The sequence below is a fragment of the Pseudoalteromonas sp. C2R02 genome, assembly GCF_018860845.1.
Classification (GTDB): Bacteria; Pseudomonadota; Gammaproteobacteria; order Enterobacterales; family Alteromonadaceae; genus Pseudoalteromonas.
In genome coordinates this window covers 1-21,312 of the sequence record NZ_JAHKQC010000046.1, presented here as the reverse complement: position 1 = coordinate 21,312, position 21,312 = coordinate 1, and the positions used below count along the sequence as shown (strand labels likewise).

At 35.3% G+C, this 21,312-nt stretch carries 15 protein-coding genes; 8 read left to right on the top strand and 7 right to left on the bottom strand.

Annotated features, from left to right (window positions below; genetic code table 11):
• Positions 1-81: 81 nt before the first annotated feature.
• The 5 genes from hemC (at position 82) to KO527_RS23160 (ending at position 7,092) form a co-directional block, all read left to right on the top strand.
• A complete protein-coding gene (gene hemC / locus KO527_RS23180) occupies positions 82-1,023 on the top strand; it encodes a hydroxymethylbilane synthase (RefSeq protein WP_216042618.1) in 942 nt (313 codons plus the stop codon).
• 141 nt (positions 1,024-1,164) lie between these two features.
• The gene (locus KO527_RS23175; protein WP_216042617.1) at positions 1,165-3,009 is read left to right on the top strand and encodes a uroporphyrinogen-III C-methyltransferase; all 1,845 of its coding nucleotides are present in this window, start codon (positions 1,165-1,167) and stop codon (positions 3,007-3,009) included.
• Positions 3,006-4,127: a heme biosynthesis HemY N-terminal domain-containing protein gene (locus KO527_RS23170; RefSeq protein WP_216042616.1), complete on the top strand. Its 1,122-nt coding sequence runs from the start codon at positions 3,006-3,008 to the stop codon at positions 4,125-4,127. Before KO527_RS23175 ends, KO527_RS23170 begins: the two co-directional genes overlap by 4 nt.
• Before the next feature lie 95 nt (positions 4,128-4,222).
• On the top strand, positions 4,223-5,212 hold the full coding sequence (gene add, locus KO527_RS23165) for an adenosine deaminase (protein WP_216042615.1): 990 nt from the start codon (positions 4,223-4,225) through the stop codon (positions 5,210-5,212).
• Positions 5,213-5,442: 230 nt separating this feature from the next.
• Positions 5,443-7,092, top strand: a complete 1,650-nt coding sequence (locus tag KO527_RS23160; RefSeq protein WP_216042614.1) for an SUMF1/EgtB/PvdO family nonheme iron enzyme — start codon at positions 5,443-5,445, stop codon at positions 7,090-7,092.
• Positions 7,093-7,131: 39 nt separating this feature from the next.
• Here KO527_RS23160 and KO527_RS23155 read toward each other — a convergent pair whose 3' ends face one another.
• From KO527_RS23155 to KO527_RS23140, 4 genes are all read right to left on the bottom strand, one after another.
• Entirely contained in the window at positions 7,132-8,925 is a 1,794-nt protein-coding gene (locus KO527_RS23155) for a winged helix-turn-helix domain-containing protein (protein ID WP_216042613.1), read from the bottom strand.
• 180 nt (positions 8,926-9,105) lie between these two features.
• Positions 9,106-9,819, bottom strand: coding sequence for an NAD(P)H-flavin reductase (fre, locus tag KO527_RS23150; RefSeq protein ID WP_216042612.1), 714 nt, complete (start codon positions 9,817-9,819; stop codon positions 9,106-9,108).
• A 98-nt stretch (positions 9,820-9,917) separates the two neighbouring features.
• Positions 9,918-11,387, bottom strand: coding sequence for a 4-hydroxy-3-polyprenylbenzoate decarboxylase (gene ubiD / locus KO527_RS23145; RefSeq protein ID WP_216042611.1), 1,470 nt, complete (start codon positions 11,385-11,387; stop codon positions 9,918-9,920).
• 67 nt (positions 11,388-11,454) lie between these two features.
• Positions 11,455-12,036: a DNA-J related domain-containing protein gene (locus tag KO527_RS23140; protein WP_216042610.1), complete on the bottom strand. Its 582-nt coding sequence runs from the start codon at positions 12,034-12,036 to the stop codon at positions 11,455-11,457.
• A gap of 159 nt (positions 12,037-12,195) precedes the next feature.
• Here KO527_RS23140 and KO527_RS23135 point away from each other — a divergent pair, with 159 nt between their 5' ends.
• The gene (locus tag KO527_RS23135) at positions 12,196-15,021 is read left to right on the top strand and encodes a tetratricopeptide repeat protein (RefSeq protein ID WP_216042609.1); all 2,826 of its coding nucleotides are present in this window, start codon (positions 12,196-12,198) and stop codon (positions 15,019-15,021) included.
• On the opposite strand, the gene KO527_RS23130 is transcribed toward KO527_RS23135, so the two are convergent.
• The 3 genes from KO527_RS23130 to trxA all read right to left on the bottom strand — a co-directional run bounded on the left by KO527_RS23130 (position 15,018) and on the right by trxA (position 18,150).
• Complete coding sequence (locus KO527_RS23130; protein WP_216042608.1) at positions 15,018-16,271, bottom strand: methyl-accepting chemotaxis protein; 1,254 nt, start codon at positions 16,269-16,271, stop codon at positions 15,018-15,020. The two genes, KO527_RS23135 and KO527_RS23130, sit on opposite strands and share 4 nt — an antisense overlap.
• A gap of 112 nt (positions 16,272-16,383) precedes the next feature.
• Positions 16,384-17,643: a transcription termination factor Rho gene (gene rho / locus KO527_RS23125; protein ID WP_042152770.1), complete on the bottom strand. Its 1,260-nt coding sequence runs from the start codon at positions 17,641-17,643 to the stop codon at positions 16,384-16,386.
• A gap of 180 nt (positions 17,644-17,823) precedes the next feature.
• Positions 17,824-18,150, bottom strand: coding sequence for a thioredoxin TrxA (gene trxA / locus KO527_RS23120; RefSeq protein ID WP_042152767.1), 327 nt, complete (start codon positions 18,148-18,150; stop codon positions 17,824-17,826).
• A 91-nt stretch (positions 18,151-18,241) separates the two neighbouring features.
• On the opposite strand from trxA, the gene rhlB reads away from it, so the two are divergent.
• Both rhlB and gppA read left to right on the top strand, forming a co-directional pair.
• Positions 18,242-19,504: an ATP-dependent RNA helicase RhlB gene (gene rhlB / locus KO527_RS23115; protein WP_216042607.1), complete on the top strand. Its 1,263-nt coding sequence runs from the start codon at positions 18,242-18,244 to the stop codon at positions 19,502-19,504.
• A gap of 39 nt (positions 19,505-19,543) precedes the next feature.
• Positions 19,544-21,049: a guanosine-5'-triphosphate,3'-diphosphate diphosphatase gene (gppA, locus tag KO527_RS23110; protein WP_216042606.1), complete on the top strand. Its 1,506-nt coding sequence runs from the start codon at positions 19,544-19,546 to the stop codon at positions 21,047-21,049.
• The last annotated feature ends 263 nt before the right edge of the window (positions 21,050-21,312 follow it).

Below are 21,312 nucleotides of genomic sequence, written 5' to 3'. Positions count from 1 at the left end.
GAGTGTAGTTTATATCACTGCGCTGTTTTAACGCACAATGAAGCATATATATTAATTTTAAGATTTATTGAAAGGTACACTATGACAACTGCAACAAAAACAGTATTAAGAATAGCGACGCGTAAAAGTGCACTTGCATTATGGCAAGCAGAATTCGTAAAAGCTGAGCTTGAAAAGTTTCATCCAGAACTAACAGTTGAATTAGTTCCTATGTCTACGCAGGGCGATAAAATTTTAGATACACCACTTGCAAAGATAGGCGGTAAAGGTCTTTTTGTTAAAGAGCTTGAGCAAGCTATGTTAGATGGACGTGCTGATATCGCGGTACACTCTATGAAAGATGTACCAGTAGAGTTCCCTGAAGGTTTAGCGCTTAATACGATTTGTGAGCGCGAAGATCCAAGAGATGCGTTTGTTTCTAATACTTATAAAACATTAGATGAATTACCAAAAGGTGCAATCGTAGGTACTTCTAGCTTACGTCGTCAGTGTCAAATTAAAGCATTACGCCCAGATTTAGAAATCAGAGATTTACGCGGTAATGTAAATACTCGTTTAGCAAAGCTAGATGACGGTCAATATGATGCTATTATTTTAGCTGCTGCTGGTTTAATTCGTTTAGAAATGCCAGAGCGTATTAGTGATTTTATTGGTGCTGATATTTCTTTACCTGCGAATGGTCAAGGTGCGGTTGGTATCGAATGTAGAATAGATGATGAAGCGACAAAGGCATTTTTAGCGCCATTAGAACATCATGAAACACGTATGCGCGTATTAGCAGAGCGAGCTATGAACCGTAAACTTCAAGGTGGTTGTCAGGTACCTATTGGTGCATATGCAGAAATCGTAGGTGATGATCTAACATTGCGAGGTTTAGTTGGTGCAATAGATGGTTCTGTTATTTTACAAGATTCAGTATCTGGTTCTGTTAAACAAGCTGAGCAATTAGGCGAGCAATTAGCTGATACATTATTAGAGCGGGGCGCTGATAAAATTCTTGCTGAAGTTTATCGCGACGCATAATAAACCTGCTGAGCATGGTTATTAAAGTCACTATGTTGCAAAAATATCAATGTGATTATTAATCACAGAGCGATACTCATAAAATTCCTACAATAATGATGAAACTCATCAATGTGGGAATTTTTCATTAAGGAATAATAAATGCCTGTATTTCTCATCACTCGCCCAGAAAATAAAAATGAAAGCTTAATAAAGTCGATAGAAGAAAAAGGCTATGAGGCATTTTCATTTCCATTACTAAATTTACAAACTTTAGATGTCACATCATCTCAACTAAGCCCGCTAATTGATGCCGATAAACTTATTTTTATTTCTCAAGATGCTGTCAAATTATTAGCTGCTTTATCACCTGAAATAAGTCCAAACACCACATTTTTTGCTGTGGGCGATAAAACAGCGCAAACAATATCTGAATTGTTTAATAAAAAAGCAATTGTGCCAAAACAGCAAGATTCAGAAGGTTTATTAGCATTAAAGCAGTTACAGCAGGTAGATTCTCAAAGCATTGTATTAGCTAAAGGTAAGGGCGGCAGACCTTTAATCGCTCAAACCTTAAATAAAAGAGGTGCGAGATTAAATGCGATTAATCTTTATCTGCGTGAAAAAACGGATGGAAAGGTAAGTGATTGGTTCCAAAAGTGGCAACACCAAAAAATAGACAGTATAGTATTAACCAGTAATGCTGCAGTTGATGTCATTTTTAATGATTTAACAGTAAAAGGTATAGATTGGCTGCAAACATGCCAGTTTTACGTTGTCAGTGATAGAACTGCACAATATATAAAAACATTTAATGTGCCTATTGATAATATTCATAATTGTAATGGCGCATCAGATGAGGCTATTTTGTCAAAAATAATGAGCCAAAATAGCAAAATAAAAAATAACTTAGTTCATGCTCGTATCCAGGAGGCCTCTGCCACTATGAGTGATCAAAATATCAATGAAAAAGAAGTTAAACAGCTTGAGACGGTGAATAAACAAAGCTCAAAGCCAAAAGGTAATGCAGTTACCATTTTATCTTTATTAATTGCTTTAGGCGCTGCTGGTGGCTTTGCGTTTAACTTTTATAGTAATAGTCAGCAACAAGCTTTAGTTCAGCAACTACAAATGAATAACCAAAGTTTAGAGCAGTCGTTAAATGCTTTAAGAGCACAAATACAAAATACCAGTGCTAACTTAACGGGCGCTATAAAAAATGAATTAACCAGTCAAAAATTGCAAGTTGAAACAGCGCTAAATACCAGTGAAAAAAATATTTCTGAGCAGCTTGAAAACAGTTTGAATGAAGTAAAAAACATTAAAGTCACTTTAAATCCACAAGAAGTGCGTAGCTTACATCGCATGGCTGAATTTAAGGCTAAAGTAGAAAAAGATTATTTAGGTGCTGTCGACATTCTAACAAGACTAGATAGTTTGTTATCTGAACACAGTGATACCAGTGAACTTCGGGCTGTGATAGCTGAAGATATACAAATGCTTAAAGGTTTAAGTAATGTACCTGTAGAGGACTTATATTTAAAACTACATGGCTTGTTGAATCAAGTGGATGTTTTACCACTTAATATGGTGAAGCTACCTAGTTTAGTAAAAAATGCAGAGCAAGAAGTTTTATCTGAAGATATTTCTGATTGGCAGGCAAACTTAAAAAATTCATGGTCTTTATTGGTTGATGATTTTATTAAAGTTAATGAAAGAACTGAAAAAATAGAGCCTCTATTAACGCAAGAAGAGCAGAGCCTAATTCGCCAGCAAGTACGTTTTTATATTTCGCAAAGTCAAACTGCATTGCAAAACCAGCAAGTTGTTATTTATAAAGCTGCTTTAGAGCAAGCAAATAAAGTATTGGTGTCATTTTTTGATACTCATTCAAGCGAAGTACAAAATGTAAATAACGAATTGAATCAACTTAAAAGTACACCACTTAATTTTAATCCACAATTAAACTTAGCTTCTAGTCAGTTAATGAAGGAGTGGTCGCTATGACAAAAAATTGGTTGGTATTATTAGCTGCAGTTATTGTATTAGCATTAGCGCCGCTAGCGATTGGTGAAAAAGGCTATGTATTAATTGCACTGAATAATTGGACAATTGAAGGCACGATTGTCAGCTTTGGCATTATGTTAGCTATGGCTGGCGTAGGCATTTTTGTTGTTTATAAGCTAGTGTCTTATTTATGGTCACTCTATGGCAATACTAAATTTCGTTTTACTAGTCGAAGTGAAAAAAAGAAGTTAGATAACTTGCAGCAAGGCATGTGGGCAAGTTTATCGGGTGATCATACAACAGCGGCTAAATTACTATCAAAATCATCTGTGCCTAATGGCTGGCAAGGTTTAAGTCAGGCAACGGCGGCAAAAGCTGCGTTAGCGCAAGGCAATAAATCTCAAGCGCTAGATTTACTTAATAATTTAGATGAGCAAGATCAAAAATATGCAGCGCAGTTATTTGTTGAATTAGAGCAAGTTGATGTAGCGCAATTATTATTGGCTCCCGTGGCTAAAAATAAGAAAAGTTCAAGCATTGAATTAAACTTATATAGTCAGCTGTTGATACAACAAAATAAATGGTCTGAATTAAGTGGGTTATTTCCACAACTAGAGAAAAAGAAAGTATTAAATGATGATCAATGGTTAGCAATTTTAAAATCTTACTTCAGTGACATTAATATTGAAGAGGTTAAAAAACGATATAACCTATTAAGTAGGCATTTAAAAGCCCTTGCGAACAATATATACCTAAAAGCATTGTTAGCATTAGGTGAAAGTAAAGATATAGAAACTGACTTGATTAAAATGCTTAAAAAAGAGCGTTATACAGAGCTATTAGATATACTGGCAGCTGCTAACAATTATCAGTGCAATAAGTTACAAAACTTAGTGCAACAAGCTTTAAAAAAACATCCAGAACAACCAGAGTTACTGCTATGCTTGGCTTATATTGCAAAAGCACAGCAAGATAACGTATTAGCTGCTAAAGTATTTAAAGCGGTATTTAATCAATCCGAAACATATAAACAAACCCATTGGCGCGCAGCTGTTGCGTGTTTTAATCAACAAGAAGATGTGCCTTTAGCGCTTACTTTATATCAAAAATATAGCTAATTATTAGCTCGCTAATCCAGCTCAAAGTCAGTTAATTTGGTTTTGAGCTATTACTCAAGTATGATCCTGAAAATTTTTAAAAGACTGAGCCAATTATGATAGATAAAACAATTCCATTACTTGATATACATCGCCACCTTGATGGTAACGTACGTCAACAAACAATTTTAGAATTGGGTCAGCAATTCAATATTAAATTACCAGCTAATGATTTGGCTTCTTTAAAGCCTCACGTGCAAGTTTTAGAAAATGAACCTGATTTAATGGCTTTTTTACAAAAGCTAGATTGGGGTGTGGCTGTGTTAGGTAACTATGATGCATGTCGCCGTATTGCAATCGAAAACGTCGAAGATGCATACAACCAAGGTCTTCATTATGTTGAGTTAAGGTTCAGCCCTTATTATATGGCACAAACGCAAGGGTTAAACCCACAAGGCGTTGTTGAAGCTGTTGTTGATGGTATTAAAGCTGCTTGTGATAAATATCCTATAAAAGTAAAGTTGATTGGTATTTTATCTCGTACATATGGTCAAGAAATCTGTCAGCAAGAACTTGATGCAATACTAAGTTGTAAAGATGATTTAATTGCAGTTGATTTAGCGGGTAATGAGTTAGGCTTCCCTGGAGAGTTATTTGTTAGTCATTTTAATCAAGTCAGAGATGCTGGCTTAAATGTGACTATTCATGCTGGTGAAGCTGCAGGAGCTGAAAGTATTTGGCAAGCAATTAATGAGCTAGGCGCCCAACGTATTGGCCATGGTGTTAAGGCGATTGAAGACCCTCGTTTAATGGATTACTTAGCTGAGCATAAGATTGGTATGGAGTCTTGTTTAACTAGTAATATTCAAACCAGTACTGTTGCCAGTTACCAATCACATCCGCTTAAAACATTTTTAGACCATGGTATTTTGGCGTCAATTAATACTGATGATCCTGGTGTAAGTGGTATTGAAATTGGTTATGAATACGAAGTAGCAGCACCTAAAGCAGGTTTAAGCCAAGCTGATATGACTAAAGCACAAAAAAATGCACTGGAAATTGCGTTTCTAACTCAAGCCGAAAAACAGACTCTACAGAGCTTATAGATTTAAAATCTAACTACTTAAATACCAAATAATGCGCCTATATGGCGCATTTTTTATATCTGAAATTTAAGAGTTCTATTTTATGATTTGAAATTAAACCATATATTATCAGTTGGTTGTGTTTTTTGTTTTCTATGATTTTTCTATTTTTAATGGATTATAAATTTTTATTAAGATTTATTTATGGTGTTTTTTCATTCTAGCTTCATCTTTTAAAAAGGAAGTCTAAAATGAATCTTAATAAAATAATAATGGCACTGTGTTTATCTACTATGAGTTATCAAACTTTTGCAGGTTCACCAATAGAACCAATTATGGTTGATATTCCAAGTGGAAGTTTTGAAATGGGTAGCCTTGATGAGAAAGATGCACAGCCAATTCATCAGGTTGTATTACCGGCTTTTAGTTTAGGTAAATATGAGGTAACGGTAAAAGAGTTTCGTCGTTTTATTACAGCTACAAATTATCAGACTCCAACAGAGTGTTACCATCAACTTGATAGTTGGTTTGTAGGTGGCACACCTGGTAGCTGGGATAATAATGAATTAACAACCAGTGAATTTCAGCCGGTAAATTGTATTGGCTGGCAAGCTGCAGATGCCTATGTTAAATGGTTAGCAAAAGAAACGGGTAAGTCATATCGTTTGCCTAGTGAAGCTGAATGGGAATATGCAGCTCGCGCAGGGACTAAAACTAAATACTTCTTTGGAGATGATTTAGCGCAAACAGAAATTTGTAAGTATGAAAATACGGCAGATTTGACTGGTGAAAATATATTGCAAAGAGATTCAAATTCTAGCTATGTGAATTTTGCGAATGGTAAATCTAATTGTGTGGATCATTCTGCTTACGCAAGCATCGTTGGTTTGTATAAACCTAACCCTTATGGTTTACACGATATGATAAGCAATGTTGTGGAGTTTTTAGCTGATTGTTATTTGCCTAATTATGAAAAAGCACCTCTAAATGGAGAGGCCTATATAGATGATAAATGTGAGAGTCGTGTAACTCGAGGCGGCAGTTGGCATTGGAATACATTTCCATTAAAACAGCGTGGTAGTATGCCTGAAGATTTTGTTGGTGGAGTAGAAGGTTTTAGGGTTGCACTCGATGGTAAAAATGGAGCAGAGCCTAGATCGACGAAGCAATTTAAATCCGAACTACTGTTAGCCCAGCAAACAGAGCAAAAACACCGAGATGCCAAACCTGAATATCCGAAACCTGTTACTAACCTTACTATTAAGCAAGATAAAGGTATGGTCACTTTAAATTGGGATAAAAGCACTGAGTCTGATGTAAGAAACTATCGAATTTATCGTAACTCAGGTGTAGGTAGTCTATTTAAATTATTGGCTTCAAATATCATGGATTCTACATTTAAAGATGCTAATGCAGATGTGCATCAATATGAATATGCTGTAGTAGCTGTAAGACAACATTTGCAAAGTGATTATAGTAACTTTGTATCGACTAAAGCGGGTGGTTGGGTGAAAACCCCAGGAAGAATTGAAGCAGAAGCAGCTGTAAAGCTTTCAGGTACTTCGGTAGCTAGAACTTCTGATATAGATGGTAAGTACAATCTTACAGGAGCTGGCGGTATCTCAAATGAAGCTAAGTTAGAGTATCAAATTGAAGTAACGCAATCTGGTGAATATGAACTGAGTTATCGTGTTGCATCCCCAAGAGATACTAAAGGTTTCACTGTATTGGTCAATGGTAACAAGCATGAAGTGCAAAAAGTGATTGAAACCGGAGGTTATCATAAATGGCAAACGCAGCAGGGTGGTAAAGTTTATCTTAAAAAAGGAAAAAATAAGCTGATTCTTAATTCTTTAGATAATAATTGGAAGTTGAATTGGTTAGCACTTAAACAAAACTGATTAGAAGAATTCAAAGGTAGCATTAGCTACCTTTTCTTTTTACAGGTTAAGTGTAACTAATTTTTCTTCATTTCTTCTTCGCCAATTTAATGTGGCATTTTCACTAATAAATTGAGAATAAAAGTCATAATTTGTTTGTTCTTTTGGTGCGTCACATAGCAGTAAAGCGATATCTAAACTTAAATATTTATTACCAGATAATTGTGCTTGTTCAAATGTTCGCTGAGCTTGAGTAATAAATAACTCTGTTTGAAGTTGTGCTTGCGCCAAAATTGTTTTGAGATATGAATTGTAAGCATTATCTGTTTTTAGGTCTTTAATTAAAGCGCGTGCTTCTTCAAGTCTATTTTGTGCAATGTAAAATTTGACTAAACTTTCTCTACTGTCCTGTGCCACCCAGTGATTAGGTGTTAATAGAGTATGCTCAAGAACCTGTTTATAATGAGGTTCTTTATCCGCTAGATTTTTTGCAAAAATGGCGTAATGAAATGGAATTTTTGCAAAGTGATAAATAGGTAGTTCATATTGCAGCATTTTATTTTCAGCTTGTTGCAAATATAAGTATTTGTCTTCTTGTTGTTTATGTTTGTGTGCCATGACTGATAAATATGTAAGAGCGTGTAATTCACGCGGTATATCTTTAGCGTTAAAAGCCAGCTCTGCCGATTGTAATAAACTGGTTTTGAGGGCTGTATAGTTATCTTGCTGATGATCAATCCAGGATTGTGCATTTAGGGCATCTGCTTGGCGTTTTAAATCATTAATTTTTTTAAATTGTATGAGTGCAAGCTTCAGTTTTTGTGAACTTAATTCAAAGAGATCTTTTTGGGTTAGGATTTCACTTTGAAGTAGCAGTGCCATACCCACTTGTTGAGGGCTATTTTCTAATTTTGCGATATTCACTAGTTTGTCAGCCATTACCATCGCTTTATCAAATTCACCTGTTTGTAGATAAATCTTTATAAGCTGGTTTAAAACAATGAAATCTTTAGGTCTATTCTGATGTGCAATGGAAAGGTTTGCTAGCTTTAGTTCAGGTGCCTGTGGTTTACCTATTAAGTCATAAATAAAGTCTTGTTGTAAGTGTCGTTTTAACTTTTCAGTCACTTCGCGTTGAGAATCACCACTGAGTAACCCTTTCCATTGAGCAAAAGGGCCTTTTAAAATAAAGTCTAAATAAGCTTGTTGATTATGAGATCGAAACTCCCCAGTTAATATTAGAGGGTGCTTAGTTGATAAGTTGGGGTACTTTAATTCTGAAGTCGCAATAAAGTCTCTATAATCTAAATCGTTTAGTGCTATAAAGTTGAAATTTGGATTATTTGAAAACTCCTTGAAAGTATTATCCGTTTGCTTTTCAAAAGGAATGTAAGCTATTTCAGTTGTTGGTAATGAGGTTTTATTCGGTGATGTATAACCGAAAAATATTACCAAGATAAAAATGAGCGAGAAAGCGGTAATGTATAACAGCTTTGTTGAATTTGATAATGCTTTTACAGTTACATTTATTTTGCTTGGTTCTACAGTGCTGATCTCTGATTTTGTTTGTAATTCAAGTTGCCACTGATATCCCCGTTTAGAGAAGGTTTTTATTGCTGTATTACCAAAAAGTCCTCTAAGGTGGCTAATATTTTGGAAGACAGCTTGCTCAGATACCACTTTATCTTGCCAAACCTCAGCTAATATATCTTCTTTACTAAATACACGTTCTGGCTGGCTTATCATTAAAGCGAGTAATTTAGCTTCATTGTGGCGAATAGCAATATCATTGTTATTTTTACTTAAAATTAAACTGATGCTATCAAACTCAAAATCCAGAAACTTATATTTCATTTTACTTTTCTATTACTTAACACTAACTCATAGTAACTGATTTATCTCATTTAAGTTAAGTAATATTTTCCACTGAATGGTAGTTGTTTGTAACTAAATATCAGGATAGGTTTGTGTTAGTAGTATTGTTGGAGGCAAAGAAAAGCACGATAGGTTATCGTGCTTTAGAAGTCATTATATTTATTTTATAAAGGCAAATGCATCTGCATACATATGTTCGCGAATAGCACCTTGATTGATAAAGTCATCACGTACAGGGCCTATCATGTCAAAACGACCTGCCATGTAAATATCGTATGCATCTAATGAAATAATGTCTTTTAATACTGCATTGTGCACATAACCAGTGTGACCTTTCCAGCTATCATCGGCTAATTCAATAACAGGAATGAAATTGAATTTAGGATTTGATGCTGCCCAAGCTTCCATTTCTGCCTTGGCATAGAGTGAAGATTCTTGTTTTACGCCCCAGTAAAATAATACTGGGCGATCACAGCCAACTTCTGCTAAATGGTCAGCCATAGATTTTACGTATGAAAACCCTGTACCGCCAGCAAGCATAATAATAGGTCTATCACTTTTTTCACGTAGCTGTGAAACACCTAAGCCAACTTCTAGTGTTGCTTGAGTATTATTTTTAAGGTGTTCACGTAAATGATCTAGTGCTTGAATCGCATAGGCATCGGCAGCTGTCGCACCAATATGTAATTCTAACAAGTTATTTTGACTAGGGCGGCTGGCTATCGAAAAAGCGCGCTTGTCTTTCTCGCCTAATACCACTTGTAAATATTGGCCTGCAGAAAACTCTGCAGCTTGTTCAGGTTTTAATTCAACTTTGAAAATAAACTCACTAAGTGGGCTAATAGCAACAACGTTTGCCTTTAACTCTTGCATTATATTACCTTTTACGACGCTAATCTGGTTATGTTTTCTGTTAAGTGAGTGCTAGTTAGCACTCGTTATTTATTTGATATTTCTTAATCTGGGATCGCTCAATCTAGAATGTTCAGCGAGTCCCAAATCTGATCTACTTTATCTTTTACCTCTTGATCCATCACTATGGGTTCACCCCATTCTCTATCAGTCTCACCTTGCCATTTATTTGTGGCATCTAAGCCCATTTTTGAACCTAGACCTGAAACAGGCGAAGCAAAATCGAGATAATCAATTGGCGTATTCTCAATCATAGTCGTATCTCTCGCTGGGTCCATTCTAGTCGTAATGGCCCAAATGACATCATTCCAGTCCCTGGCATTAATATCGTCATCACATACAATCACAAATTTGGTATACATAAATTGACGTAAGAAAGACCAAACCCCCATCATCACACGCTTGGCATGACCTGGGTACTGTTTTTTCATCGTGACAACTGCCATACGGTATGAACACCCTTCTGGCGGTAAATAGAAATCAACAATTTCAGGGAATTGCTTTTGTAAAATAGGCACAAAAACTTCGTTTAATGCCACGCCTAAAACTGCTGGTTCATCAGGTGGACGACCGGTAAATGTACTATGATATATTGGGTCTTTTCTATGAGTGATATGTGTTACTGTCATTACAGGGAAGTCATCAACTTCATTATAATAGCCAGTATGATCGCCATAAGGGCCTTCTGGAGCCACTTCACCTTGAGCAATATAGCCCTCTAATACATATTCAGCGCTCGCTGGTACTTGTAGGTCATTTGAAATTGATTTTACAACTTCAGTTTTACTACCACGTAATAAACCTGCAAAAGCATATTCACTTAATGTATCTGGAACAGGTGTCACTGCGCCTAAAATAGTGGCTGGATCGGCACCTAATGCAACTGATACAGGGTATGGCTCACCTGGGTTTTCTTTACACCATTCTTGAAAGTCTAAAGCGCCACCGCGATGGGATAACCAACGCATGATGATTTTATTCTTGCCAAGTAATTGCTGGCGATAAATACCTAAGTTTTGACGTTTTTTATAAGGGCCTTTGGTAATGGTTAAACCCCAGGTGATTAATGGCGCAGCGTCACCTGGCCAGCAGTGCTGGATAGGTAACTTAGTTAAATCAACATCATCACCTTCAAGAATAAACTCCTGACAAGGAGCTTTTTTTACCACTTTAGGCGGCATATTTAATACTTGTTTAAATACGGGAATTTGCCCTAAAGCTTCTTTTATTCCTGCTGGTGGCTCTGGCTCTTTTAAAAATGCCAGTAACTTTCCAACTTCACGTAATGATGAAACATCTTCTTTGCCCATGCCCATCGCGACTCTTTGCGGCGTGCCAAATAAATTAGCAAGGACAGGAGTTGAATAACCTTTAGGGTTTTCAAATAACAGAGCGGGACCTTTTGCCCTTAATGTGCGGTCGGCAATTTCTGTCATTTCTAGATAAGGGTCGATCTCTTGCGTGATTCTTTTAAGCTGACCTCTTTCTTCTAGTAGCTTTATAAAGTCCCGCAGGTCTTTGTATTTCATTACGCTAGTCGTTATGGCAAATAATAATTAGTTGCATTATACCGATTTACTATGATGTTGTCGTTTTTTAGTTCAAAGTAGTTTTTAGCACTTGCCAATGAATTTGTAGCTGTTGAAATACATCTTTGTCACCATTAGGTTTGTCTGGATGATGCTTTAACGCTAGCGTTTTCCATCGTTTTGAAATTTGTGTCGCTGTGGCGCTTTCTGGTAATTGGAAGAATTGTAGTGCACTTGATATTTTTTCAGGTGAATATGTGTTTTTTACATCATAGGTTGAATAGTTTTGCCAAAACGTATTAAGTAAACTCTCTATTGCTTCGCTGTTGGTTTCAAAATTGGCCCAATCGAGGTAGTAGTCTTTTAAGTTTTTATTTGGTTTTGAAATTTGATTTTCATTTATGTTGATAAGGCGAATTTCAAGAGTTTCAATTATAACTATATACTGGGTTCCAATTAAGTCCTCATTCAATTGAAATAGCGCATTCATAATAAGAAAGTTCTTTTTAAATAAATCTTTGTTGTATTCGTTATCCAGTTTGCCTAGGAAATTATTTTGGCTTAAATGATTTGCTAGGGTATGAATTTTCCAATTAGATGTTTCTAATAAACAATCAAAAATAATATACATCAATGGATTAGATTGCAAATTACCACCTCTTTTTTATCTTAGAAATACTGAAATTAAAGTAAAAGCTTTAGTTATTGACTATGCTCTTTCTCGATATAATGATATAAATAGCTTGTTTCTAATTTATTGAATTTATTGCTAGTTCTTAATTAATCGTATGTATTTAGGGTATAGAGCATGATCTGTTTTAAGCGCAGTCTAGCTGCATTTTGTATTATTTGCATACTAAATAGTAGTTTAGCTGTTGCTGATGATCGTTTTGAAAGCGCATTATCTCAAGTTACACTTGAAAGAGATAAAGAGTCAGCATTAAAAGCTGCAAATCAATTGTTTGATTTATCGGATATTACGGCACCTCAAAAAGCCTTGGTTTTGAGCGAAAGGGGGAAAATCTATTTTTCATTAGGTAAATTAAATAAAGCACTTGATGATTTTGAACAATTTCAAAAAATTTCTCATGATAATCAGTTATTAGATCAGGAAGCATTAGCTTTCAAAATGATTGGTGTAATGCATTATTACTTAGGAAATAATGGAAACGCCTTAAGTGCTTATCAAGCTTCTTTATCATTTTATCAAATAGATAAAGCGCCTATACAATATGCAAATTTATTGAGCAATATAGGTTTAGTATATGCGGCGATAGGCGAACTATCTGAAGCAATCAAAATGTATGAGCAAGCTGAAACTATTTATCAGGAAAAGGGTACTGAGACAGATCAGGTCGATATTCGCCATAATATAGCAAGTCTTTACGTTCGACTAAGACGTTTTGATGTTGCTATTGAGATCCTTAAAGAGGTGATTGTGGCTCGTAAGTCATATGGAGATGAAAAAGGGTTAGCTTCAGCTTATGGAGATTTGGGGGCCGCTTATGATCATTCAAGACAATATAAATTAGCACAAACCTATTTATTTAAGTCTCTTGATTATTATGAGCAACAGGGGGATTTATATAATTCAGCTTCTCAATTACACAATATTGCAGAACTATTTAATTTGTTAGGGGAAATTGATAAAGGTTATTCTTATGCTAAGCGAGCTGTTGAATTAAGCTTAGCGCAAGGGCATAAAAATGCTTATGCGGGAAGTTTATACAGCTACTCAAAAGCATTATTTTATAAAGGTCAATTGGATGAAGCGCTTCAAGCTTTAGAGACATCCACAAAAGTAGCTCAAGAGATTGGTTATAAAGGTCAGCTTAGAAGTAACTTATCTTTATTGTCTCTAATCAATGCAGGACTTGGGAATACGTTAAATGCAGTCAAGTTGCATCACATGTATATCGATGAAAATAATAAAGCATCAAATACTAAACTCAATGAAGAGTTGGCGCGTTTTGAAGCCCAGAAGTTAAAGCAGCAAGTAATGCAGCTTGAACAAACTAAAAAATTACAACAACTAGAAATGGATCAAGTTACTCAAAAACGCAATTTTATTATCATTGCCATTTTGATGCTTTTTTTAGTGTTATTTTTTGTTTTTAGAAGAAATATGGAGCGTAGCTCTAAATTAACTTTAGAAGTTCAAGTTAAACAAAGAACTCATGAACTAGAGTGTCTAATGCAGGAGCTACAGCAGGCCAATAATGTAAAAAGTCAGTTTTTAGCAAATATGAGCCACGAGATAAGAACGCCTTTAACTGCTGTGATTGGTCAAGCTGAAGCGATAGTTTCAGGAGATGTTGAAGAGGAGTTTATTTGTAAAGAGGTGTCGATTATTCACAATAATAGTTTGCATTTACTTGATCTGATAAATGACATACTGGATTTAAGCAAAATAGAAGCAAATAAACTTGAGCTTGAATTACAAAATCAAGATTTACATACCATTCTCGAAGAATTAAATAATATATTTACCAAGCAAGCTAAAACAAAAGGTTTAATTTTTGAAATAACGCATTCTTTGAGTGCGCCATTTATAATCAATATAGATAGTTTTCGTTTAAAGCAGATTTTAATAAACCTATGTTCAAATGCGATTAAATTTACTTCCAATGGTAGTGTATTACTTGAAGTGGCTGTAATAAATAATGAATTATCCTTTAAAGTGACAGATACTGGCATAGGTATGGATGATATTCAGTTAGAGAGATTGTTTGAAAGCTTTACCCAGGGAGATACAAGTATAAGTCGTCGTTTTGGCGGAACAGGTTTGGGTTTGTGTTTATCTGAGCAATTGGCAAAAATAATGGATGGTGAAATTTCTGTTCAAAGTGAAATTAATAAAGGAAGCACCTTTACTTTGTTTTTGCCCTTTTCTCATTTGAATGATGATGCTTTGATACCAGATAAACCAGCATATACAGATGAGATTGATTTAAATAAAGTGTTTTCAGGTCAAGTATTATTAGCTGAAGATCATGATGACAATAGACGCTTAATAGCAAGAATATTAACAAGTTTAGGGCTAGAAGTACTGAGTGCTAAAAATGGTAAAGAAGCGGTAGAGTTATTTTTACAGCATGATCCTGTGCTTATTTTACTCGATATCCAGATGCCAGAAATGGATGGTATAGAAGCTTTTACGTTATTAAGACAATGCGGATGTTCGCAGCCTATTATTGCTTTAACAGCAAATGCGATGTCTCATGAAATTGAACAGTATTTATCAATCGGGTTTGATGGGCATTTAAAAAAACCAATTGAAAGGGCTATTTTCATTCAATTAATTGCACAATATTGTCAATCTCAAAGTGCTTTAAATGAGGCATATCAAGCACTGGATATGTTAGATATGACAGATTTAGTTGAAGAATTTAAAAATAGTTTAAATAAAGAGAAAAGTAATTTAGTCCGGTCTATAGAAAAAAATAACATCTCTAAAATAGAGCAACAAGCACATAGTCTCGCTGGCGCAGCACAAATGTTTGGTTTTAAAAATTTAGCTAAGATTGCAAAAGAATTAGAGTCCCAGCTAAAAAATAATGATATGGATAAGATTGATGTCCATGCTGACAATTTATTAAATGAGCTAAATATTATCCTGTTAGAAGCAAATTAAAATAGCTCTACTTCACCCATTTTATCTGCTTCTTGAGTATTATGTTCTTTCTTAGTTTGTGGTTGTTTGTTATCTCGAATTTCGGTATCCCAGTGCATGTCATTGAAATCAAACATTTCTAGTTTTTCTTTTAAGCTGACTGATAATTTTTGTAAATCATGGCTTGAAACTGCCTGTATTTTTGAACTCGATAGTGCATCTGAATTGAGCTCCATAAGGGCATCAACGGATGATTGTGCTTCATCGGATACAGATTTCTGTTGTTGTACTTGTTGATGAATTTTTTCTGACAAATTTTGAATATCTATCATAGCGGCTTCAATTTGATCTACTTCTTTAGTGGCCTCTTCTGAGAGGCTAACTGTTTTTTGTGTTTCTTCATGACTTTGTAGCATTAATTGATGAACTGAGTCTGTGCCATTTTGTATCTTGGTGATCATAGAGGCGACTTCATGAGTTGATTGGCTTGTTCGCCCCGCTAAGCTTCTTACTTCATCAGCTACTACTGCAAATCCTCTACCTTGCTCTCCAGCTCTCGCTGCTTCAATTGCAGCATTAAGCGCTAATAAATTTGTTTGTTCAGCAATAGAATTTATAGCCTCAATGATTGAGCTGATTTGATCGCTATCATGTTTAAGTTCATCAATTTGTTTTCTGGTTTGATCTATTTGTTTGGCTAATTTCATTAAGCTATTCTGGCTTTTATTAGCGTCTTCTCTGGTTTGTTTAACTGAAGTTGTTGAGGCATTCACTGCTTGGTAAATGTCATCTAAGTTAGCATCTAAATTACGCGATACTTCAAGCATATCATTCATTGAGTGGCTTAAAATTTCACCATGACTATGCTGCATTGCTGCTTTTTGGGTCATGGAACTATAGGTTTCATGAAGTTCGTTAGCCATAGGGTTTAGTCTTGCTGCAGAGGCGTAAATCTCAGTAAATAAATGATCTACTAGTTCTAGCCAGTTATTAATCGCAAAGCATTCTGGAGGTTGATTTTTTTGTTCATTAAAGCGAAATTTTAGGTTTATCTTTTCAGGGTTATTCACTGAATTTGCGAGGTTATTTAAATAACTCTCCTTCATTGAAGGGTGGCTTTTTAAATAGCCAAATAAACTTAAAGCGATAACAAGATCTGAGAGTATGATAATTATGAAGATATCACTTGTAGCAGAAATATAACTTAATAATACAAGGTGTAAAATTAATAATCCTAAGAGGGATATAAAGGCAATTTTGGATGCTGGCATAATCTCAAATTAAAAAATTCCATTTAGTTAAGTTATAGAACAGAATTCAATTTTGAGCTAAAAAAATACCTGCGTTTAGCAGGTATTTTTATTTTATATTAAATTTTAAATGTTACTTTCGCATCATAGAGGCAAAAAATGCAGCGTTTGTTTTGTCCATTGATAATTTATCTATCATGAATTCAATCGCTGATACTTCACTCATTTCATGTACTATTTTACGTAAAATCCACATTTTTTGTAGCTCATCGGTTTTAGTTAATAGTTCTTCACGTCGTGTACCAGAGCGATTAATATCAATAGCAGGGAATACACGTTTTTCAGCAATCTTACGATTTAGGTGTAATTCCATATTACCAGTACCTTTAAACTCTTCGTAGATAACTTCATCCATTTTAGAGCCTGTATCGATAAGTGCAGTTGCTATAATTGTTAAACTTCCGCCTTCTTCAACATTACGTGCAGCGCCAAAGAAACGTTTTGGTTTATGTAGTGCGTTTGCATCAACACCACCCGTAAGTACTTTACCTGATGATGGAATTACAGTGTTATAAGCACGTGCTAAACGAGTGATTGAATCTAATAAGATAACAACGTCTTTTTTATGCTCAACTAAACGCTTTGCTTTTTCAATTACCATTTCGGCAACTTGAACATGTCGATTTGCAGGCTCATCAAAAGTAGAAGCAACAACTTCACCTTTTACTAAGCGTTGCATCTCAGTTACTTCTTCTGGACGTTCATCAATAAGTAAAACCATTAGCTCACATTCTGGATGGTTATGAGCAATTGCTTGTGCGATGTTTTGAAGTAACATCGTTTTACCCGCTTTTGGAGGTGCAACTAATAAACCACGTTGGCCTTTACCTATTGGCGAAGCTAAATCAATAATACGAGAAGTTAAATCTTCTTTACTACCATTGCCGCGTTCCATTCTTAAGCGGTCATTAGCGTGTAATGGAGTTAAGTTTTCAAATAAAATTTTGTTACGTGAATTTTCAGGCTTATCAAAGTTAACTTCATTAACTTTTAACAGTGCAAAATAACGCTCACCATCTTTAGGTGGACGAATTAAACCTGAAATAGAATCACCTGTTCGCATGCTAAAGCGGCGAATTTGACTCGGAGAAATATAAATATCATCAGGACCTGCAAGGTATGAGGCCTCTGAAGATCTTAAAAAGCCGAAACCATCTTGTAAGATTTCTAATACACCACCGCCATAGATATTCTCACCACTTTTAGAATGCGCTTTTAAAATAGCAAAAATGATGTCTTGTTTTCTTAGGCGTGCAACATGCTCAAGTCCCATAGACTCAGCTAGTTTTACAAGTTGGTTAATTGATTTGTCTTTAAGTTCAGCTAAATGCATAAGGTGGGTTCTTCACTGTTTGTGTAGTGGTTAAATTGATTTCAGTTTTGATTGGGTATTCAGAAATTAAATTGGAATATTCTTTGGCTTTATAAACTAGCAGCTCTTTTGCTACTCGTCCAGTCTTTATACAAATTAATAGAATAAAAAAGGGCAAGGCCCTTTTTTATGTCACTATTACTAGATATTTTCGTTGATAAACTCTACTAATTGAGTTTTTGATAAAGCACCAACTTTAGTAGCTGCAACTTGACCATCTTTGAAAAGAAGTAAAGTAGGGATACCACGGATACCAAATTTAGGTGCCGTAGCTGAGTTTTGGTCAATATTTAATTTACCAATAGTTACTGTACCAGCAAATTCTTCAGCAACTTCGCTAAGAATTGGCGCTATCATTTTACAAGGACCACACCATTCTGCCCAAAAATCTACTAATACTGGACCTGATGCATTTAGTACATCTGATTCAAAGCTATCGTCTGTTAATGTAATAATTTTGTCGCTCATTGCGCTCTCCGTTGTGGTTCGCTAATTTATTTAGTGCGTATTTAAACACTATTGTTTCTTATTGCAAGCTTAAGCGTTATGCTTTATCGCTATGAATAATACACATTTGACTGAAAAAAAGTTTGCGGACTTTGATATTGCACCGGAAGTAGTAACCGGTTTAAGCGCTAATGGGTTTGAATATTGTACTCCCATTCAAGCTGAATGCCTTCCTTATGTCGCTCAAAAGCGTGACATTGCAGGGCAAGCACAAACAGGTACTGGTAAAACACTCGCATTTTTAACTGCGACGTGTCACCACCTGTTAAAAAATACCAAAGGACCGAGCAAACACCCAAGAGCCCTGATCATGGCTCCTACTCGGGAGTTAGCTGTTCAGATCCATAAAGATGCTAAAATACTCGCACCTCACTGTAATCTTAACTTAGGTTTAGTATATGGTGGCGAAGATTATGAAAAACAACGGGCACAATTAGAAAGTGGTGTTGATATTTTAATTGGCACAACTGGGCGATTGATTGATTTATATAAACAAGGCTTTTATAGCTTAAATGATATTGAAGTTGTTGTATTAGATGAAGCTGATCGTATGTTCGATTTAGGCTTTATAAAAGATATACGTTATATATTCAGACGTATGCCTGAAGCTGCTAATCGTTTAAATTTACTGTTTTCAGCGACATTGTCATATAAAGTTCAAGAATTAGCGTTTGAACATATGACCGATCCTGTTCATGTACAAGTTGATCCAACTCAGAAAACGGGTAAAAGAATCAAAGAAGAGTTATTTCAGCCTTCGCAAGAAGATAAAATGCCTTTGCTTTTAACTTTACTAGAAGATGAATGGCCAGATAAAGCAATTGTTTTTGCTAATACAAAACATAGCTGTGAAACAATCCATGCTTGGTTAAATGCTGATAAGCATAGAGTGGGTTTATTAACTGGTGATGTAGCCCAGAAAAAGCGATTGTCTATTCTAGACCAATTTACCAAAGGTAATATTGATATTTTAGTCGCAACAGATGTTGCTGCTCGTGGATTACATATTTCAGAAGTAAGCCATGTTTTCAATTTTGACTTACCAGATGATTGTGAAGATTACGTACATAGAATTGGTAGAACGGGTCGTGCAGGCGCGTCAGGTCACGCGATTAGCTTTGCTTGTGAGAAATACGCCTATAATTTACAAGCGGTAGAAGAATATATTGAGCACGCAATTCCATTATCTCATTATGATAGAGAAGCATTGCTTGATGATTTAACTGCCCCTGTGTTACAAAAGCGTAGAAGTCACACAGGTCAAAACAGAAATCGTTCTGGTGGCCGTAAGCCAAATCATCATCGCCCAAGATAAAAAATAGAAGTCAAAAGTCACAAGGATTTAGAGGTAACAATGGCTGCAGCTGCTTTACATCAGCATCAAAATATTTATGCTGTAATTGATTTAGGTTCTAATAGCTTTCATATGCTAATAGCAAAATCAGTTGCAGGAGATTTGCAAACAATCGGTAGGGTTAAGCGTAAAGTACGTTTAGCTGCAGGTCTAGATAAAAGCAATACTCTTAGTCTAGAAGCAATGCAAAGAGGTTGGGAGTGTTTATATTTATTTGCTGAAAGGCTACAGGATATACCAGCTGAAAATATTCGCATCGTTGCCACTGCAACTTTGCGCTTAGCTTTGAATGCAAAACAATTTATTGATAAAGCACAAGCTATCTTAAATCATAAGCTAGAAGTGATAAGTGGAGAGCTTGAAGCTAAAACGATTTATAAAGGTGTGGCGCATACTTCTGCGTTTTGTGGCAAGCAACTTGTTGTTGATATTGGTGGTGCAAGTACAGAAGTTATTATCGGAGATGCTTTTGAACCGTTAAATTATAAAAGTTTAAATATGGGTTGTGTTACTTATCTCGAAAAGTATTTTAAAGATGGTAAGTTAACGCTTGAAAATTTTGATTCAGCAACAAAAGCTGCTCATAAAATGATTTCGCCCATAAAAGAGACATACATAAAAGCTGGCTGGAAAAGTGCTTCTGGTGCATCTGGGACTGTTCAGGCAATTCAAGAAATTATGCTAGCTCAAGGCTTAGATGAGAATTTAACCTTAGATAAGCTTAATAGTATAAAGAAACAGGCAGTTCTATATAAAACAATAGACCAGTTAGCATTACCGGGCTTAGTTGAAGATCGTAGATTGGTTTTTGTATCAGGTCTATCTATTCTGATAGCATTATTTGAATCTCTGGAAATAGAGGTGATGGGTCTGGCTGGTGGTGCATTGCGCGAAGGTGTTTTGTATAGCATGGTTAAAGAGTTACAAAATCATGATATTCGTAAACGCACTATCGATAGTTTCATTGAAAGGTATCATGTTGATCAGAACCAAGGTCGACGAGTTGCTGAGCTAGCTAGGTCTTTCGCACAGCAATTATCAAATCAGTGGTTTAATGAAGTTGATACCAGTATTGCCATACTTAATGCTGCATCTCTATTACATGAAGTAGGTCTACTGATTGAATATAAGAGATATGAAAAACACACTGCCTATATTCTGAAAAATACCCTTATGCCAGGTTTTAATCAGACGCAACATAAATTACTTGTTGCTTTGGTATCAGAACATAGAGCAGATATAGATAATGAACAGTTTCTATCCTTAGGCGTAAATAAAGTTGAAGCTGAAAAATTAATTAGAATATTAAGATTATCTGTCATATTAGCTATGAGGCGTAAAAATGATGTTTTACCTTTGATTCAGCTTAAATCAGAAAGTAATGACTTATATGTTACTTTTCCAAAAACATGGTTAGATCAACATCCATTGATGAGAACTGAATTAGACCAAGAGGTTCATTATCAGAAAAAAGTAGGGTGGAAACTAGTGATAAATACAATTTAGCTCCCATAACATTCTTTTTAGATGAATAAACAGTCATTCGGATTGATAAGTGAGCTGAATTTATTTTATATCAACTTTTATCAAAAAAACACTTGCGCAATTTTGTGATTTGCCTATACTGCGCCTCCACCGACACAGACGGCAAGCAACAGACTTTAAGGTAAGAGACTAAAGGGATGTAGCGATATCGACTAGGTTGGTCAGTCAAATTAAAACTTGAATTTAAACTTCTTATAAATAAATTTAAAATTAAGTGTTGACTC

What these genes read in the sequence shown, in the direction of transcription:
- KO527_RS23130 (WP_216042608.1), bottom strand. Translation starts at nt 16,271, where the DNA reads ATGCCAGCATCCAAAATTGCCTTTATATCCCTCTTAGGATTATTAATT.
- ubiD (WP_216042611.1), bottom strand. Translation starts at nt 11,387, where the DNA reads ATGAAATACAAAGACCTGCGGGACTTTATAAAGCTACTAGAAGAAAGA.
- add (WP_216042615.1), top strand. Translation starts at nt 4,223, where the DNA reads ATGATAGATAAAACAATTCCATTACTTGATATACATCGCCACCTTGAT.
- fre (WP_216042612.1), bottom strand. Translation starts at nt 9,819, where the DNA reads ATGCAAGAGTTAAAGGCAAACGTTGTTGCTATTAGCCCACTTAGTGAG.
- trxA (WP_042152767.1), bottom strand. Translation starts at nt 18,150, where the DNA reads ATGAGCGACAAAATTATTACATTAACAGACGATAGCTTTGAATCAGAT.
- KO527_RS23170 (WP_216042616.1), top strand. Translation starts at nt 3,006, where the DNA reads ATGACAAAAAATTGGTTGGTATTATTAGCTGCAGTTATTGTATTAGCA.
- KO527_RS23160 (WP_216042614.1), top strand. Translation starts at nt 5,443, where the DNA reads ATGAATCTTAATAAAATAATAATGGCACTGTGTTTATCTACTATGAGT.
- gppA (WP_216042606.1), top strand. Translation starts at nt 19,544, where the DNA reads ATGGCTGCAGCTGCTTTACATCAGCATCAAAATATTTATGCTGTAATT.
- rhlB (WP_216042607.1), top strand. Translation starts at nt 18,242, where the DNA reads ATGAATAATACACATTTGACTGAAAAAAAGTTTGCGGACTTTGATATT.
- KO527_RS23175 (WP_216042617.1), top strand. Translation starts at nt 1,165, where the DNA reads ATGCCTGTATTTCTCATCACTCGCCCAGAAAATAAAAATGAAAGCTTA.
- KO527_RS23155 (WP_216042613.1), bottom strand. Translation starts at nt 8,925, where the DNA reads ATGAAATATAAGTTTCTGGATTTTGAGTTTGATAGCATCAGTTTAATT.
- KO527_RS23135 (WP_216042609.1), top strand. Translation starts at nt 12,196, where the DNA reads ATGATCTGTTTTAAGCGCAGTCTAGCTGCATTTTGTATTATTTGCATA.
- hemC (WP_216042618.1), top strand. Translation starts at nt 82, where the DNA reads ATGACAACTGCAACAAAAACAGTATTAAGAATAGCGACGCGTAAAAGT.
- rho (WP_042152770.1), bottom strand. Translation starts at nt 17,643, where the DNA reads ATGCATTTAGCTGAACTTAAAGACAAATCAATTAACCAACTTGTAAAA.